12 protein-coding genes are annotated in these 15,784 nt (G+C 70.3%); 3 read left to right on the top strand and 9 right to left on the bottom strand.

All coding sequences use genetic code 11. From position 1 onward, the window contains the following. The first annotated feature begins 5 nt into the window (after positions 1-5). Positions 6-974, top strand: a complete 969-nt coding sequence (locus tag WME82_RS44675) for an ABC transporter permease (protein ID WP_438040301.1) — start codon at positions 6-8, stop codon at positions 972-974. Between the two features lie 213 nt (positions 975-1,187). Here WME82_RS44675 and WME82_RS44670 read toward each other — a convergent pair whose 3' ends face one another. From WME82_RS44670 to WME82_RS44630, 9 genes are all read right to left on the bottom strand, one after another. Continuing rightward, on the bottom strand, positions 1,188-2,108 hold the full coding sequence (locus tag WME82_RS44670; protein WP_437742490.1) for an SMP-30/gluconolactonase/LRE family protein: 921 nt from the start codon (positions 2,106-2,108) through the stop codon (positions 1,188-1,190). A gap of 12 nt (positions 2,109-2,120) precedes the next feature. After that, positions 2,121-3,020 (bottom strand): M20/M25/M40 family metallo-hydrolase, encoded by a 900-nt coding sequence (locus tag WME82_RS44665; protein ID WP_438040300.1) that lies wholly within the window; start codon positions 3,018-3,020, stop codon positions 2,121-2,123. A gap of 92 nt (positions 3,021-3,112) precedes the next feature. Beyond that, complete coding sequence (locus WME82_RS44660) at positions 3,113-5,617, bottom strand: GH25 family lysozyme (RefSeq protein ID WP_438040299.1); 2,505 nt, start codon at positions 5,615-5,617, stop codon at positions 3,113-3,115. A gap of 297 nt (positions 5,618-5,914) precedes the next feature. Then, positions 5,915-7,549, bottom strand: coding sequence for a pyridoxal phosphate-dependent aminotransferase (locus WME82_RS44655; RefSeq protein WP_438040298.1), 1,635 nt, complete (start codon positions 7,547-7,549; stop codon positions 5,915-5,917). Next, positions 7,542-8,270: a cupin domain-containing protein gene (locus WME82_RS44650; RefSeq protein ID WP_438040297.1), complete on the bottom strand. Its 729-nt coding sequence runs from the start codon at positions 8,268-8,270 to the stop codon at positions 7,542-7,544. The genes WME82_RS44655 and WME82_RS44650 overlap by 8 nt, the downstream gene beginning before the upstream one ends. A 76-nt stretch (positions 8,271-8,346) precedes the next feature. Then, positions 8,347-9,117, bottom strand: coding sequence for a TauD/TfdA family dioxygenase (locus WME82_RS44645; RefSeq protein ID WP_438040296.1), 771 nt, complete (start codon positions 9,115-9,117; stop codon positions 8,347-8,349). A gap of 95 nt (positions 9,118-9,212) precedes the next feature. Continuing rightward, positions 9,213-11,138, bottom strand: a complete 1,926-nt coding sequence (locus tag WME82_RS44640; RefSeq protein ID WP_438040295.1) for a methionine--tRNA ligase — start codon at positions 11,136-11,138, stop codon at positions 9,213-9,215. A gap of 351 nt (positions 11,139-11,489) precedes the next feature. Continuing rightward, entirely contained in the window at positions 11,490-11,672 is a 183-nt protein-coding gene (locus WME82_RS44635) for a hypothetical protein (RefSeq protein WP_438040294.1), read from the bottom strand. A 120-nt stretch (positions 11,673-11,792) separates the two neighbouring features. Beyond that, positions 11,793-13,670 (bottom strand): hypothetical protein, encoded by a 1,878-nt coding sequence (locus tag WME82_RS44630; RefSeq protein ID WP_438040293.1) that lies wholly within the window; start codon positions 13,668-13,670, stop codon positions 11,793-11,795. Positions 13,671-13,844: 174 nt separating this feature from the next. Here WME82_RS44630 and WME82_RS44625 point away from each other — a divergent pair, with 174 nt between their 5' ends. Together WME82_RS44625 and WME82_RS44620 are read left to right on the top strand one after the other, a co-directional pair. Next, the gene (locus WME82_RS44625; protein ID WP_438040292.1) at positions 13,845-14,093 is read left to right on the top strand and encodes a phosphopantetheine-binding protein; all 249 of its coding nucleotides are present in this window, start codon (positions 13,845-13,847) and stop codon (positions 14,091-14,093) included. 4 nt (positions 14,094-14,097) lie between these two features. Beyond that, complete coding sequence (locus WME82_RS44620; RefSeq protein WP_438040291.1) at positions 14,098-15,708, top strand: class I adenylate-forming enzyme family protein; 1,611 nt, start codon at positions 14,098-14,100, stop codon at positions 15,706-15,708. The last annotated feature ends 76 nt before the right edge of the window (positions 15,709-15,784 follow it).

Here is a 15,784-nt window from a genome sequence, read left to right as displayed (position 1 = left end):
GCTCGATGCAACAGCCCCTCTCCCTCAAGAGCCGTCTCGGCGAGATCGACAAGCCGACCTGGTACGCGCTGCTGTCGATCGGCGTCGTCCTCGTGAGCGGCTCGATCGGCACGCTGGTCACCCAGGGCACGCTGAGCTTCCTGAGCCCGTACTACATCCTGCAACAGCTGCAGATCGCGGCCTTCCTGGGCGTGGCTGCCACGGGCATGATGATCGTGATCCTGCTCGGTCACATCGATCTCTCGCTGCCGTGGGTGCTCACCTCGAGCGCCATGCTGGCCGCAGGGATCGGCGGCTGGGCCGCGTTGCCCTGCGGCCTGGCCGTCGGCGCCGCCGCGGGCCTTTTGAACGGGCTCGGCGTCGCCTACCTTCGCGTGCCCTCGATGATCTTCACGCTGGGCACGAACACCGTGCTTCAGGGGCTGATGGTGCTCTACACCGGCGGCTTCGCTCCGCGCAGCGAGGCGCCGGAGTGGATGGAGGTCCTGGCCGTCGGCAAGACGCTCTCCATCCCGAACTCGCTGTTCGTCTGGATCTTGGTCGGCGGCGTCGCCACCTTCGTGCTGAAGAGGACCGCGCTCGGTCGCTACATCTATGCCGTGGGCAACCAGGAGCAGGCCGTCTACCTGTCGGGTGTCAGAACGCACCTGGTGCTGATCGGCGCCTTCGTGATGTGCGGCGTGTGCTCCGCCATGACCGGTATGCTGCTGGCCGGTTTCTCGCACAAGGCCTATCAGGCCATGGGCAACGACTACCTCATGCCGGCCATCGCCGCGGTGGTGATCGGCGGAACCAACATCATGGGCGGGCGCGGGACGTACCTCGGCACCGTCCTCGGCACCATCCTGATCGTGCTGCTCCAGAGCATGCTCAGCGTGCTGCAGATGCCCGAGGCCGGCCGCCAGATCATCTATGGCGCCGTGATCATCGCCATGCTGCTGGTCTACGGCCGACAGCATCAGGAGGGACGCTGACCCGTTCCAGGCCGCGTCAAGCGGTGCAGGCGCCGGCCCGCGGTCATCGCTGCTAGCTAGAGCGACAAACGGGTTGAAACCACGAGAGAAAGCAGGAATTTCACAGGGAGGCGGGGAGGCGGGGAGCGAGAGACCGGAAGAGCGAGAGATTCATTTTTTTCTTCCTCCCCGCCTCCCTGTGAAAATTCTCCGGGTTTCGACGTGATCGGTATTCTAGCGCCCGGCGCCGCGGGTGTTCAGGTAGACCGCGTAGAGCGAGGTCGTGCCGCAGATGAACAGGCGGTTGCGCTTGGCGCCGCCGAAGCAGACGTTGGACACCGTCTCGGGGATCAGCACCTTTCCTAGGAGCGCGCCGTCGCTCGCGTGACAGTGCACGCCGTCGCCGGCCGACAGCCACAGGTTGCCGTGCACGTCGACGCGGAAGCCGTCGTACACGCCGACCGGGCAGATCGCGAACACCTCGCCGCCGGTCAGCGTGCCCTTCGCGTCGACGCGGAACTTGCGCACGTGGTGCGGGCCGCCCTTCACGTGCGTCGCGCCGGTGTCGGCGATGTACAGCAGCGACTCGTCCGGCGAGAAGGCGAGGCCGTTGGGCTGCACGAAGTCGGCCGCGACGACCGTCAGCGCACCCGAGGCCGGGTCGAGGCGGTAGACGCGCTGCGCGCCCTGCTCGCTCGGCGACGCGTCGCCTTCGTAGTCGCTGTCGATGCCGTAGCTCGGGTCGCTGAACCAGACGCTGCCGTCGGACTTCACGACCACGTCGTTCGGCGAGTTCAGCCGCTTTCCCTCGAAGTGCGACGCGAGCACCGTGCGCGAGCCGTCGTGCTCGGTGCGCGAGACGCAGCGGCCGCGGTGCTCGCAGGACACGAGGCGGCCCTGCAGGTCGACCGTGTGGCCGTTGGTGTTCATCGCGGGCTGGCGGAACACCGAGACCGAGCCGTCGGTCTCGTCCCAGCGCATCATGCGGTCGTTCGGGATGTCCGACCAGACGAGGTAGCGCCCCGCCGGGAACCACGCCGGCCCCTCCGCCCAGCGGCAGCCCGTGTACAGCTTCTCGACGTGCACGTGCGGCAGCGCGAGCTTGCGGAAGCGCGCGTCGATCACCTTGAAGCTCGGGGTCAGCTCGATGACCATCGGGTTCTCCTTCTAGCCGGTCCGGACCTGCCGCGTCACCGTCGCGAGGACGAGCTGCGTCACGCGGCGCATGAAGCCATAGTCGAGCGTCTCGGGGGTGTCCGTCGGGCGGTGGTAGTTCGGGTTGCGGAACTCCGCCGTGTCGGTCCAGAGCATGGCGGGGATCTTCGCCTTCCAGAACGGCGAGTGATCGCTCCGGTGGAGCACGGGCAGCCACTCTTCGAGGCCGAGGTAGACCTTGAGGCCCACGACCGGCAGCTCGGGCACCAGCGCCTCTGCCTGCTTCGCGGCGAGCTCCACGAGGTGGTTCGAGCGGTGGTTCGTGAGCAGCCCGATGAAGTCGCCGACGTCCGGCGCGCCGGGGACCGGGACCGGCATCCGCTGGGATCCCGGCTCGTGGCTCGCGTAGCCGACCATCTCCAGCACGTGCACGGCGGCGATCGGCGCTCCGCCCTGCGATCGATGGCGCGCCACGAACTCGACGCTGCCGAGCAGCCCGTCCTCCTCGCCGTTCCAGGCCACGAAGCCCACCGGCAGGGCCGGCTCGAAGCGCGAGAGCGCCCTCGCGCAGGCGAGCATCGCGGCGATCCCGCTCGCGTTGTCGTCGGCGCCGGGCGTGTCGGGCACGCTGTCGTAGTGCGCCCCGACGAGGATCATCGGGCGATCGACCGCGGCCCGGGGCGTCGCGACCACGTTCCCGAGCTCACCCTCGATCTCGACGGCATAGCCTTGCTCCTCCAGCGCACCTGCGACGTACTGCGCCGCGCGGCGGTTCTCCGCGCGCTGGCGGAACATGTGCCGCGGCATCGCGAGCGCGACGATCGCGTCGAGCAGCTCCGCCTCGCTGACCGACGCGAGCGCATCGATGAGGCTGCCGTGATCGCCCATGGCCTTCGTGCGTCTCAGCTCCATCGCGGGGACTCCTCCTGCTACCCGCGGAGTGTAGCCGAGCCCCACCCCTCCCCTCACCCCGACGTTCGGCCGCGGCAAAACGACCGCAACGGTCACCCGAGCGGGTGCACTTCGTACCTCGGAACGCTGATGATGCCCTCGTCGCTCACGAGGCCGCACAGCGCCGGGTCGAGCAGGACGTCGGCCACGCAGCGCTGCTCCGACCCGAGGGCCATCAGGCCGCCGATCAGCCGCACCCCGTGGCTGTAGTCGGCGTAGGTGTCCTCGTGCGGCAGCCGCCGCCGGAGCGACGTGTCCAGCGGCTGCCACGGCTTGCCGTCCGCCTTGTAGAAGCCGAAGATCGCCAGCCGGCGCGCGTGGTGGTGCAGCCGGTTGGTCACCACGACGTCCTTCTTGTGTCCCGCGAGCAGCTCGCCGAGCTCGCCGACCCGGTGCTGCTCGATGGCCAGGTGGTGGTCACGAAAGCGCTCCACCTTGGTGCCGTCCTGGGGATCGAACGGGATGGCCGTCTGCTTCCGCGAGGCGGCATAGATGTCCTTCACGAGCTTCTTCGTCGGCAGCACGCAGCCGCACGCATCCGCCACGCGCTGGGCGGTGACGCCGGTGAGCGGCATGCGCAGGAAATCGGTGTCCGGGCCGATCGCCAGGTAGTCGGCGCACACGTACGCGACGCCCCGCTTTCCGTCGGGCGCCTCGACCGTGACGCGATGGAAGCGGCGCAGGAAGCTGGGCACGTTCCCCCGCAGCACCTCCTGGAGAAAGAGCTCCTCCCGCGCCGCGAGCGACAGGCCCCGGACCTGCTCGTAGAACCTCGTGCCGGTGAGCGCGCCCGGATCGCGCGGCGGCAGCCAGTCGAGTCCCGTCCCGTCGAACACGGGCGCCAGACGCGCGGACCCGGGCTGCGCCTGGCTCGACGCGAAGAAGGCCACGGCGCCCCCGGCGTCGTTCGCCCGGGCCGCCGCGACCGGCTCGGGGGTGGCGGTCACCGTGAACCGGAAGCCGCTCTCCGCGAACGTGTAGCTGCGGACGCCGGCCGCGTCGTGGCCCGGCGTCGCCATCGCCGCCGACCCGCTCACCGCTCCCTGGAGCTCTGCCTGCGGCCCCGCCGCGCGCGCCGCGCCTCCCGCGGCCGCCCCCTGGGCGACGACGCCCAGGAGCGCTCGGCCCAGCGCGCGCGGCAGCTCGAGCGCGCAGGGCGGGCGCGGCAGCGCGCGCTGCATGGCGTCGCGCGTCTCGGGCCCGACCGCGCCGGTCACGGGCAACCCCATCTCCTGCTGGAAGATCCGCGTGGCCGCCTCGGTCTCCGCGCCGAACTCGCCGTCCGCGCCGAACCGCGGCAGGAGCCCGGCGCGCCACATCAACAGGTGCTGTTGCCAGGCCTTCACCTCGGGCCCCCTGGCGCCGCGCGCGAGCCCGCCGCCGGGCGGCGAGGCGCCGTAGTCGAGGCCCGGGATCCGGCCCGCGTGTGTCCAGCCCCGGTCGAGCGCCGGGAACACGCCGACGCCATGCGCGGTGTCGCGCGCCTCGATGGTGCGGCCGTCGCCCAGGCTCATGGCCACGTGGGCGTGCTCGGGGCGCCCGCCCGTGAACGGATCCGCCGAGAAGCGGAACAGGAGGGCGCCGCGGGTCGCGATCGCCGTGTCCACCGGCATGAGCAGCCGCGCCGCCTTCACGTGGCGCGCCTGCATCCAGGAGCCGTCAGGCATCGTGGGCTCGACGGCGAGCTGGGCGCAGCCCCACTCGATGAGCTCGGAGCAATCGAACGCGGAGGGGTTGGGGTCGGTGAGGCGCACCTCGTGCCCGAAGATGTATCTGTCATCCGCCTGCGAGAGCAGCTTCTGGCAGAGCGCGTCGGCCGTGGGCAGCGGCTCGGACGTCACGGACCCGGCCTCGAGCCGGGCGAGGCGCCGCAGATCGCTCACCGTTCCATTGAACAGGTTGGCGTCCACCGTGTTGGTCCGGACACCCGGCATCACGGCCTTGGCGGTGATCTGCCAGAACGACCACGCGGACCAGGGGTCCCAGGCCCTGAGCGGCTTCCTGCGCGCCCAGTCCGCCCATTCCTTCGGGTTGGCCGGGGGCCTCGCCCGCACCGAGTCGAGGCCATAGGTATAGTTCGCGATCCAGAGCGGGCAGTCGACGAACTCGGAGCTGCCGCCGAGGTGATCGTGCCAGAAGTTGTGGCGGGTATAGAGGATGACGGAGCGGCCCGGGTAGCGCGACTTCACCTCCTGGACGAAGCGGCGGGTCCACACCTGGAGAGCCAGGGTGTCCTGCGACGTCCAGACATGGCCGTTGTCGCCCGCGTGCTGCGTCTCCTCGAGGTCGAGCACCATGTCGAGCTCCCCGGGCTCGAGGTCGCCGACCGCGCTGCAGAGCCGCTGCGCCTGCTCGGCGGCGTCGAGGCGCGGTAACGCGTAATGGTAATACCCCCGGAGGACCCCGCAGCGCGCGGCCTCGGCGCGGTTGGTCGCGAACCTCCTGTCGACCCCCTCGATCCCGTACGTCGCCCGGATGAAGACGAAATCGAGCCGTGAGGCGAACGCGTCCCACTGGATATTTCCCTGGTGGACGGAAACATCAGCACCGCTCAACATAGGCTCCCACCTCCCCCGCGCGCGCGGAGCGCGGCCTCGTGCCCGAGAGCCGTGCCCTGCATGCGCGCCCTTACGCTCATGTCGCGCCGCCCGGGCGACGTGATCCCCGGGGTACTCAATTGCTATCGCAGGGCGGCGTGTCCGTCGAGCAAGGTCGACGCCGTGGATCATCCGTCCCCGCGGTCATCGCGGCTGTGGAGGCGGCGATCAGCGCGTGTGTTGGAAGCCTATGGCACCGTGCAGCAGACGATGCGAGACGCCTTCACGCTCGTGAACCACGGCGGCAGCGCCTTCCGATCAGCGGCCCCCCGGGAGGCCGAGCTGGGCCTCCAGCCGCGCGACCGCCGACGAGAGATCGTGCCATTGGCGCGCCGTCGTGACCCTGACGATCCCGCCCGAGAAGCAGAACGTCAGGATGCCTGGAAAGACCGCCACGCGGCTCTGCCGGAGGAGATCGCGGAAGCACCGATACGAGTCGTTCCACCCCGGTAGCTCGACGGCGAGGTTGATCGAGCAGCGCGGCGAGATGACGCGCGCGGACGCTCGCGCGAGCCGGCCGATGGAGGCATCGCGCAGCGTCTGCAACGCGTCCTGCCGCGCGCGCCGCTCGGTCCGATATCTCTCATAAGCTATCGAGAGCTGCGCGCGATCCAGCCCGTAGGAGCGCTCGAACTCGTCGACCTCGGCCGCCCCCGGCTCCGTGACGCCGGTGATGAGCCAGCGCTCCATCCGCGCCAGCACCTCGACCAGCGTGTAGAAGAAGGAAGGCGGCCCGCCGAAGGTCGTCGAGGCGTATTCGTAGTAGTCGGCCATGAACCCGGCGTCGGCGAGGAACCAACCTATCTTCAGCCCCGGCGCCGACCATGTCTTCGAGGCGCTGAAGACGCGGATCACGTTGGTGGCCGCGCGCCGCTGCGAGCACCGCCCGAGCGGGCCGAGCCACTCGTGGCACTCGTCGAGCACGATCATCGTCGACGGAGACGCGGCGCTGATCAGCCGCCCGAGATCGGCGTCGGAGACCGCCGCCCCCGTCGGGTTCGCGACCGTCTGCAGGAGGACGAGCGGGGTGCGCGGCGTGAGCGCGGCGATCAGCGGCTCGAGCGACGTGTGGCCAGCCCTCGACGGGAGGGGAACGAGCTCGACGTTGCGCCGACGGGCTATCGACTCCACGAGAGGAGGATAGTTGGGGATCCCGCACAGCACGGGCGCCCCCTCCCTCGGCGCGCCCGAGAGGATGAAGTCCGCGAGCGCGCTGATCGCGAACGTCCCGCCCATCGTCAGCGCGACGTTGTCGGCCGTGTAGACCGCCCCGTCGATCCGAGCGTTCTCGTACATGGCGACAGCCTCGCGCGCGGGGCGGCGCCCGCACGAGTCGGAGTAGCCGTACCAGTCCCGCTCGAGCGCGAAGCGGACGCAGTCCTTCAACGCCTCCGGGAGGCCCCACGCCTGCTCGTCGACGGACCCGCTCGAGAGGATGATGTGATCGTCTGACCGGAGCTCCCCGTAGAGGTCGTCGCGAAAGAACCAGTTGAAGAGCTCCTTGATGAAGCGCACGGTCGCGCGCGAGGTGAGCACCTCGCTCGGGTGGACCTGCCTCCGCAGCGTCGCGGCGCGCCAGCGCTCGGCGAGCGATGGCCTGTGCGCGTGCCTGCCGAGCTCGTGCTCGACGCGTCCGAGCCAGAGATCCCGCAGCTCGATCGGATCATCGGGGTTCTTCGCCCGCGCGTACACGTCGAGCATGCGCTCGTCGACGGTCGGCACGAACGTATCGTCGAAAGCCCCGAGGGAGCGGGCGCGCCGCGCGGCCTCGTGCGCCTCGTCGGGCAGATCGAAGGGGCGCGCGCGCGGGGCCCTGGCGAAGAGCTGGAGCTCTTGCCCAGCGAGCTCCGCCGGCGCTGGGGGCCGCGGACCCCTGGTTCGCTCCTCACTCATTGGGCTGCTCGGCTGTGCGAATCCGCTCCACGTGCCGCGCGGAGATGCCGTCCACGATGGTCCGGTTGATCATCGGGTGATCGTCGTGAACGGGGCCGAAGTCGCTGTCGGGGTGGAAGGCGACGACATCCATGCTCTCCGCCTCGGTCTGGAACGCGTGCTTCGAGCCCGGCGGCAGGTGGAACACCAGCCCGGGCGAGAGCGGCACCCGCCGGTCGCCCAGCCTGCAGACGCCGCGCCCTCGCATGATGAGCCCCGCGCGGAGCGAAGGATGGGTGTGGAGCGTCTGGTCCGTACGAGGGGGGAAATGCAGGTGGTTGAGGCACGGCTCGCCCCGGACCTGAGGGGCGATGAGCAGGGAGTCGGTGCAACCGTCGATGTAGCGGAGCCGCCCGGACGCCTCGATCGGCCCGGCGATCTGGAAGAACCCTTTGTTCCGAGCGTGGGTGATCCCGAACGCCTCCCCCTCGCCGTGCAACGCCAGCTCTCCCGGGACGCAGAACACCATCCCCGCGCCGATCTCGAAGACCCCCGAGCGGCAACGGAGGGTCAGCCTCCCCGAGAAGACAGCGCCGTAGTGAGTCCCCTCCGCAGGAGGTTGCCACGGCCCCGGGCGATAGCTCCAGAGCTCGCAGGGCCACGTCGGGTGCGGGAGCCTCTTCAGGCTGCCGCACTCGATCCGGTGAACCGAAAAATCCGTCGCTGGATCCATCCCCGCCATGGGCTCAGCCTACCAGGCGTCCTGGTCGATTGTCGCCTCTCGTGACGTCGTGGAGCTCTCCGGCCGCCTTGGCCCGTCAGGCGGAGGGGCCGGCGAGGATCCGCAGGCGCTGGAGATGGCGGCGCCGGCTCGATCCGGCGCTTCGCCCGGCCGTCCGCCCATGGAAAAAGAACGTGTTGTCGAGGATGACGAGCTTTCCGCGCGTCCAATGGACGCGGATTGAGGCGCCGGGAGCGTACATCGATGCCAGCAGGTCGCGAAGAGCGCCGTTGATGGCTTCCGCGGAGGGGGCGTGCCCCGCGTGCGTCCACTCGAGCGGCTGCGAGAGGAAGTCGCGGAACGAGAACACCCACCGACCGTCGACGCGACGCGCTATCCATGGACCGTCGGGGCTCCTTCGATATCGCGTCTGCTCCAGCGTCGCCAGCGCGTCTGGCGACAGCCCCTCTGCGACGGCCGCCATCGGGACGAGGACTGTCTGGGCCGCGGTCCCTTCGTCGCCGGGATCGCGGCACATCAGGACGATGTACCGAGGCTGCTCCTCGGCCCGCCGGCCGCTGCCCTCGCTGTGGAGCGTCAGCGGGTTCGTCGCGAAGGGCTGGAGAGAGACGTCCTCCGTGCGCCCGTGCTCGGCCACGAGGTTGAGGATCACGCCCCTCTCCACGTACGGGAGCACCGCTGGATCCGTCTCCGGAGAGGCGATCCCGAGGAGCGATCCCAGGGTGGTGAATCGATCGTTCGAGAGCGGCTCGTCGAGCTGGACGGCGACGAGGCCACGCTCGCCGAGCTCGCGGAGGAGGCGCTCGCGGACCGCGTCCGGGAACTCTGCGGCCGACGCGCGGAGCACGTCTGCGCACGGCGGCAGGGCGGCGCCGCCCTCGAGCAGATCTCGCCTCCGCCCGACGTGGGCGTCGCCCGCGCGCTCGGTGAAAACGCCCTCGATCAGGTCTCGCCCTCCCTCGACGGCGCCGGGAAATACGGCTGCTTGGCGCCGATCTCATGGCCCGCGGGGATGGGCGTGCCGAGCTCTTCCAGGCGGAACACCTCGGGCGGCAGCCGGAGCGACACGCGGAGGCGATCCATCGTCTCCGGGACGAACGGGTAGAGCATGATCATCAGGGTCTTCAGCACGTAGAACGACGTGTAGAGGGCGTCGCGGCGCCCCTGCTCCGGGTGCCGATCGTCGTGCGGTTTGTACTGCGTGAAGAGGCTGTTGATCGTGCGGGCGTAGTTCTCGATCTCGAAGAGAAGGTTCGGGTAGTCGGCCCGATCCATGGCGCGCACGTAGCGCTGGACGATGCGCACCGTGTCGGCGACCACCTTGTCGAGCAGGGCGCCCTCGGGGACCTTGCCGCCGAACTTGGAGTGCACCGCCGAGATGGGGCGCTCGAACGCGGCGTTCATCGGCCCGGCGAGGAACTTGTTGCGCTCGTCGAGCTTCTCGAAGTCGAAATCCGAGGGTTTCTCCGCGAGCGAGAGGAGCGCGAGGTAATACCGGATCTGATCGACGGAGTAGCCCTTCTCGTCGAGGAGCTGATTGCCGGTGAAGAAGTTGCCGCGGCTCTTGCTCATCTTCTCGCCGCCGACGAGGAGGTGGAAGCAGCCGAAGACGTCGGTGAGCTGGAGCTCGCCCGCCGCCGGCAGCCGGTGCGGGTCCTCCTGGGTCCCGAGCCACATGGCCCCCTGCATGAGCACGTAGAAGTAGACGTTGTCCTGCCCCAGGAACTGGACCACGCGGGCCTCGGGATCGCGCCAGAACTCCGCATAGCGCGCCGGGTCGACCCCCTTGTCGCGGAGCGCCACCTTCGAGAACGAGATGGGCGCGATGAGCGAGTCGGGCCAGACATAGAGCGTCTTGCCCGCCAGGTCCGGATCCTCGGTGATCGGGATCCCCCAGGCGATGTCGCGCGTGATCGACCGGTGCGCCCACTCGTCGACGAGCTCGACGCGGACGCCGTGCTGCTCGAGGATCGCGCGGCCGCTCTCCAGATCGGCCTTGTTGCCGAACTGGACAACGAGCTCCTTCCCGCGGGCGAGCTTGCTCTTGTGCTTGGGGAGGCTCGCCTTGATCTCCTTGTAGGTGGCCTCGTGCGCCCGGTCGAGGCGCACCGACGGCATCACCGTCTCCAGGACCTCGGACAGCATGGCGCGCCGCCACGTCTTCTCTTTGCCGCTGATCCACTCGCGCAGCGTCTCGGACACGGACCACATGTCGAGCCACCAGTGAACCGTCTCGCGGAGCTCGGGCACCGCGTCGCTCAGCGTGCTGCGCGGGTTGAGGAGCGCGGCGGGGGCGTGCTGCTGGCCGCAGCGGTCGCACTCGTCGCTGTAGGCGTCCTCGTTGTCGCACTGCGGGTTGGGGCAGCGGCCGCGCACGTAGCGGTCGGGGAGGAATCGCCCCATCTTCGGATCGAACCACTGCCGCGTGGCGCGCTTCTCGAGGAGGCCGTTCTCCGAGAACCGCGTCAGGAACTCGTGCGCCAGCTCTCGCTGGAGCGGAAAGGTCTCCGGCTGCGAGGTGCCCGTGAAGGCGTCCAGGCTGATGCAATACCGCTCGAGCGTCTTCTTCTGCGCCTGCTGGATGCGATCGATGTACTCGCGGATGGGGAGCCCGGCCTGGACCGCGGCGATCTCGCTGGTCGACCCGTGCTCGTCGGTGCCGCAAACGTACAGCACGTTCTCTGCCCCGATGAGCATTCGACACCACCGAGCGTAGATGTCGGCGGGCAGCTGGGCTCCAGCGAGGTGCCCGAGGTGCAACGGGCCATTCGCGTACGGCATGCCCGCGGTCACCACCATCCGCTTGGGCCTGCGGAGCTGCCCGATGATCGAAGCGACGTCGGAGGGAGGGCCTTTACGCGTTTCCATTGGTAAATCCAGGGTTTCCTTTAGCCCGAAGCCCCTCCCCTGACAACCGCAAAGGGCGGCCCCGCCGGAGCGGCGAGAGCGCGCGTCACCCGTTTTGACCGGATTTCCACGACCGGATCGGCGCGGACTCGCACGTCGATCGCTCCAGAGGGAGCCGCGGACGATGCTGCTCGTTCGCCACGTGGTGAGCGCTGGCCAGCGGCGGCGCTGTGTCGTGGGGCAGAGGGAGTCGGGGGGCGAGGCGCCGGTGATCCGCGCTGAATGTCGGGCCGCGCTGAATGTCGGGAGGCTTCGCGGGGCGTGGAGTCGAGGGCTAGCGTCGCGAGCCCTCGTGAGAGCGAGCCCTCTCGACTACCAGCAGGCGACGGAGCCCGGGTTGACTCGCAGGCCGGCCTTGATGAGCTCGAGGTTCACCTCGTTGAGGCGCGCCTGCGCCTTACGGTACTCTGCGAGCGCCTTCAGCTTTTCGCTGTAGAGCTTCAACTGATCTTGATTGAGGTTGTGCCCGAGATCCTTGAGGTCACGTTCCGCCATGGCTGATTCCTCCCATACCTGCGATGGATCGCAGCAATCGAAGAGGCTATGGGATCGGTCGGCGGACTGTCAAGAGCGATGGGGGACCGTGCCTCGGGCGATTTCTCGCCGGGCGCTGCGTCATGGCGTATCGGAGGTCGCGAGGAATGCGCGCCGCATATGAATCGACACACGCGAAGCTTCGATGAACATCGCCAGCCTGAATATCGGGCCCACCTGCGATGTTCCCGTCAGGCGGCATTCCGGTAGGGGCAGATCGTCTTCGCCTCGCGGCCACTCGGTCGACACGAGATCGGGGCCGATCGGCGCCGACACGAGGGCGCCGCTCCAATCGCGCTGGGGCCCCCCCCGCGAGAGCCCGAGGCCGTGATCGGCGCGCTCGATCACGGCCTCGCAGCTCGCCGGGCGGTCGTCGACGGCGCCGCAGCTGGCGCAGCTGGCGAAATAGCGGGGCGCGCCGCCGGGCGCGCTCACGTCGTAGACTCCCGCCCAGAGGTCGGCGCCGCAGTCGCCGCACGTCCTGCCGGCCAGCTCCTCGCGGAGAGTGGCCGTCGGCAGCCACGAGTCGAGCCAGCTCGACCACATCGTCCTCGTCAGCACCCCGAGGAGCGTTCGTCGCAGCGCGGCCTCCAGCTCGGCGCGCGGCCCCGGCGTCGTGCTCGAGCGCGCGAGCTCGCTCGCCTCGACCGCCGCCCGACACGCATCGACCGCCGGGGAGAGATCGGGCTGCCACGCTCTCACGTTCTCGAGGAAGCGCAGAATGAGCGGCGCCTCGGTGGCCTCGACGGGGGCCGAGGGCGAGGGCGCCGTCATGTCGAGGGCAGCCTCGTCGAGGGCGGTTTCGTCGAAGGCGGCCTCGTCGAAGGCGGCCTCGTCGAGGGCGGCCTCGCGCGCCGGGTTTGCGACGACCGCGGGATCGCCGAACAGAAAGAGGCGATCTCGGATCATCGAGTGCGACTGTCTCCCGAGCGTCTCTCGCCACGCCGCGAGCGCGTCACCCACGCTCACCCCTTCATGCAGCGTGGCGACGAGGGGGATGACCTGCACCGGCCCGGTGTTCACGATCGCGCGCAGCGCGACGAGGCAACCGACCTCGGCCGAGGCGAGGAGCTGGGGCATAAGCCCCCAGGCGTCGACCACGCTCCAGTGCCGCCCCATGATCCCGAAGCAGCTGTTCCACATGAGGACCCGGCTCGACAGCGCGCGCGCCGGCACGAGCCGGCCGGACGCCAGCGCCTCCGCCACCGGCATCTTCTGCCGGTGGCATTGGCCGGTGATCACGCACTTCGGCGACGGACCTCCGGGGACGGAGCTCGGGTCGAGGTCCACGAGGGCACAGAGCGTCGCCCGCTCGCCGAGCAAGGCGTCGATCCCGTCGGAGTGCGTCGTCAGCGCCATGACGGCGTGCGGCCCCGTCTCGAGATCGCCGGGCGTCTTCAGCGCCCCCCGGAGCTCGACGGCGCCGACGCGGACGGGCTCGATGTGCCCTGTCATCGGGCTCAGCACGGTGGCCCGATCGAGCGGCGCAGGATCGAGCCGCGCGGCCGCGGCGCGGATCCGGGCCTGTCGCGAGAGGGAGCCCGCGTCGGCCGCCCAGAGGATCCCCAAACGAGCATTCCTGCGCGCGCGCGTGATCTCGTCGAGGAGATCGTGCGGCGCCGACGGGGCGACGCAGACGACGACGTCGACCGCGCCCATCGCCGTCGCCTCCCGCGGCGAGCCCACATGAACGTAGCGGCGCCCGGTGAGATGGGCATACAGGCGGCCTGCCCGCTCGGCGCCCTCGTCGTACCCCGCGACGAGCCGTTCGCCGCCGTCGCGTGGGCCCCTCGAGGCCGGCTGGACATCGACGATCTCCCGCCCGAACAGCGTCGCGACCTGGGCGAGCAGCGCCCTCTCGTCGGGGCCGGCATAGGGCCACACCGGAGCTCCCCGCTCGTCGCTCAACAGCGGATCGTCCCCGGCCTGCGCCACCGGCAAGGCGAGCAGTCGCTCCATCGGCTCACGCGGAGCCTATCAAGGACCTCCCGGGGGATCAATCGGCGGCCGCCGCGGCTGTCTTGGCGCATTCGTCGACGGTTCTCCGTCGGGTCGGCGCCTCTTCGCCGGCAGCTCGGGCAGGGAGAAAAAACGTGCAGATCCACCCCTCGCCGGAGAGGTAGTCTCCAGACGATGGATGACCTCCTACGAGCGGTGTTGGACATCGCGGCGCGCCACGTCGACGCAGAGAGAGCCTCCGCCGTGGGCCCCGACACGGATCTCTCGGCGCTCGGGCTCGCGTCGCTCGAGATGGTCGGCTTCATCCTCGATCTCGAGCGGGGCCTCGCGGTCCGGTTCCCCGCGGACCTGATCGATCCCGCCACGTTCCGCGACGCGCGGACCATCGCCGGCCACGTGCGCGCGCTGCGCGAGCCCGGGTGACCCCATGTCGACCGACTTCGATCTCGCCCACAGCTACGGCGGCGTCCCCTTCGATCGAACGCTCCCGATCGAGCCGACGATCCTCGCGCACGTCGCCGCTCGCGCGCGGTCGCAAGGCGACGATCCCTTCCTCACGGCGGCGCGGGCCGACGGAGGGGTCGTGACGCTCACCTACCGTGATCTCGAGGTCCTGAGCCGCCGGGTGTCGTCGTGGGCCCGCCGGCGGCTCGGGGTCGGCTCCGGCGACGTCCTGGCGCTCGTCCCGACGAACGAGGCGAGCTCGGTCGTCGCCCTCTTCGGCGCGTTGCGCGCCGGCTGCGCGCTGCTCCTCCTCAGCCCGGCGGACCCCGCCGGGCGGCTCCGACAGCTCGCCGAGGCGCTCGGGGCCAAGGCGGTCCTCCGCTCCCCCGACGTTGCGGCCGACGTCCTCCCGGAGGCGATCCCGGTCCCCGAGGCCGCTTCGCTCGAGGACGGCGCCGCGTCCGATCCCGATCCCGCCGTCGAGCCCCGGGCAGACGCCCTGTTCTTCGGGACGTCGGGGTCGACCGCGACGTCGAAGCTCGTCGCGCAGTCGCACTACGCCGCGGCCGTGAACGCGGAGGCGCTCCGCCGTCACCACGGGCTGAAGCGCGGGGACCGCCTCCTCGGCTGCCTCCCCATTCATCACGTGAACTGCCTTCATTTCACCATCTTCGCGACGCTCGCCGCGGGCGCGCACGCCGTCCTCGCGCACGCCTTCGATCCGTTCGGCTACCCGCGGCTCGTCGAGCGGTTCCGCCCGCGCATCGCCAGCGTCGTGCCCAGCATCCTCGAGGCGCTGCTCGGGGTGTGGCGGCAGCCCGCGCTGCCGGGCGATTTCGAGTACTTCGTCTCGGCCGCCGCGCCGCTGACCGCGCGCACGGCCCGCGCCGTCCGCGAGAAGCTCGGCGCGCGGATCCTCCAGGGCTACGGGCTCACGGAGACCACCAATTTCTCGACGACGATGCCGGCGGACCTCTCCGAGGACGCGTATCGGGCGCACATGCTCGACGTCGAGATCCCCTCGATCGGCACGGCCTTGTACGGCAACGAGGTGGCGGTGCTCGACCGCGGCGGCGAGCGCGCGGCGCCCGGCGAGATCGGGGAGATCTGCATGCGTGGGCACAACGTGATGACGTGTTACGCCGGCAACGACGAGGCGACGGCCGAGGCCTTCCGGGGCGGGTGGTTCCACTCCGGGGATCTGGGCTACGAGATCGAAGATCGAGGGGACGGCCGGCGCTATTTCACCATCACGGGGCGGAGCAAGAACATCGCGAAGGTGCGGGGAGAGTCGGTGTCTCTCGACGAGATGGACCGCGTCCTCCGCGCGCTCCCGCACGTCGAGGACGCCGCGTGCGTCGCGCTCCAGCACCCCCTGCTGGGAGAGGAGATCGTCGCCGCGATCGTGGGCTCGCAGGGCGCCGTCGGCGACGCGGAGATCCTGGCCCACCTCCGCGCCGTCTTCGCCCCGACGGTGCTGCCCCGCCGCCTGGTGAGGCTCGAGGCGATCCCGCGGACGCCGACGGGGAAGCTCCTCCGCGCGGATCTCGCCCGGAGGCTCGCCGCGCTCGTCGGGGCCGCTCCGGGGCGCTGATCAGCCGCGCTTCGGCGCCCGGTACACGGTCCTGTTCGGGTACGAGCGTCGCAGAGCGGCGGGCGCGCGACTCCCG

The sequence above is a fragment of the Sorangium sp. So ce128 genome, from assembly GCF_051525245.1.
Taxonomy (GTDB): domain Bacteria; phylum Myxococcota_A; class Polyangia; order Polyangiales; family Polyangiaceae; genus Sorangium; species Sorangium cellulosum_B.
Note: the sequence above shows the minus strand (reverse complement) of the source record. Positions and strands in the feature narration are given on the sequence as shown.

Bases quoted from the DNA above. Each gene is read 5' to 3' on its own strand.
- WME82_RS44620 (WP_438040291.1), top strand. From the start codon at position 14,098: ATGTCGACCGACTTCGATCTCGCCCACAGCTACGGCGGCGTCCCCTTC.
- WME82_RS44640 (WP_438040295.1), bottom strand. From the start codon at position 11,138: ATGGAAACGCGTAAAGGCCCTCCCTCCGACGTCGCTTCGATCATCGGG.
- WME82_RS44665 (WP_438040300.1), bottom strand. From the start codon at position 3,020: ATGGAGCTGAGACGCACGAAGGCCATGGGCGATCACGGCAGCCTCATC.
- WME82_RS44675 (WP_438040301.1), top strand. From the start codon at position 6: ATGCAACAGCCCCTCTCCCTCAAGAGCCGTCTCGGCGAGATCGACAAG.
- WME82_RS44630 (WP_438040293.1), bottom strand. From the start codon at position 13,670: ATGGAGCGACTGCTCGCCTTGCCGGTGGCGCAGGCCGGGGACGATCCG.
- WME82_RS44635 (WP_438040294.1), bottom strand. From the start codon at position 11,672: ATGGCGGAACGTGACCTCAAGGATCTCGGGCACAACCTCAATCAAGAT.
- WME82_RS44625 (WP_438040292.1), top strand. From the start codon at position 13,845: ATGGATGACCTCCTACGAGCGGTGTTGGACATCGCGGCGCGCCACGTC.
- WME82_RS44670 (WP_437742490.1), bottom strand. From the start codon at position 2,108: ATGGTCATCGAGCTGACCCCGAGCTTCAAGGTGATCGACGCGCGCTTC.
- WME82_RS44655 (WP_438040298.1), bottom strand. From the start codon at position 7,549: ATGAGTGAGGAGCGAACCAGGGGTCCGCGGCCCCCAGCGCCGGCGGAG.
- WME82_RS44650 (WP_438040297.1), bottom strand. From the start codon at position 8,270: ATGGCGGGGATGGATCCAGCGACGGATTTTTCGGTTCACCGGATCGAG.
- WME82_RS44660 (WP_438040299.1), bottom strand. From the start codon at position 5,617: ATGTTGAGCGGTGCTGATGTTTCCGTCCACCAGGGAAATATCCAGTGG.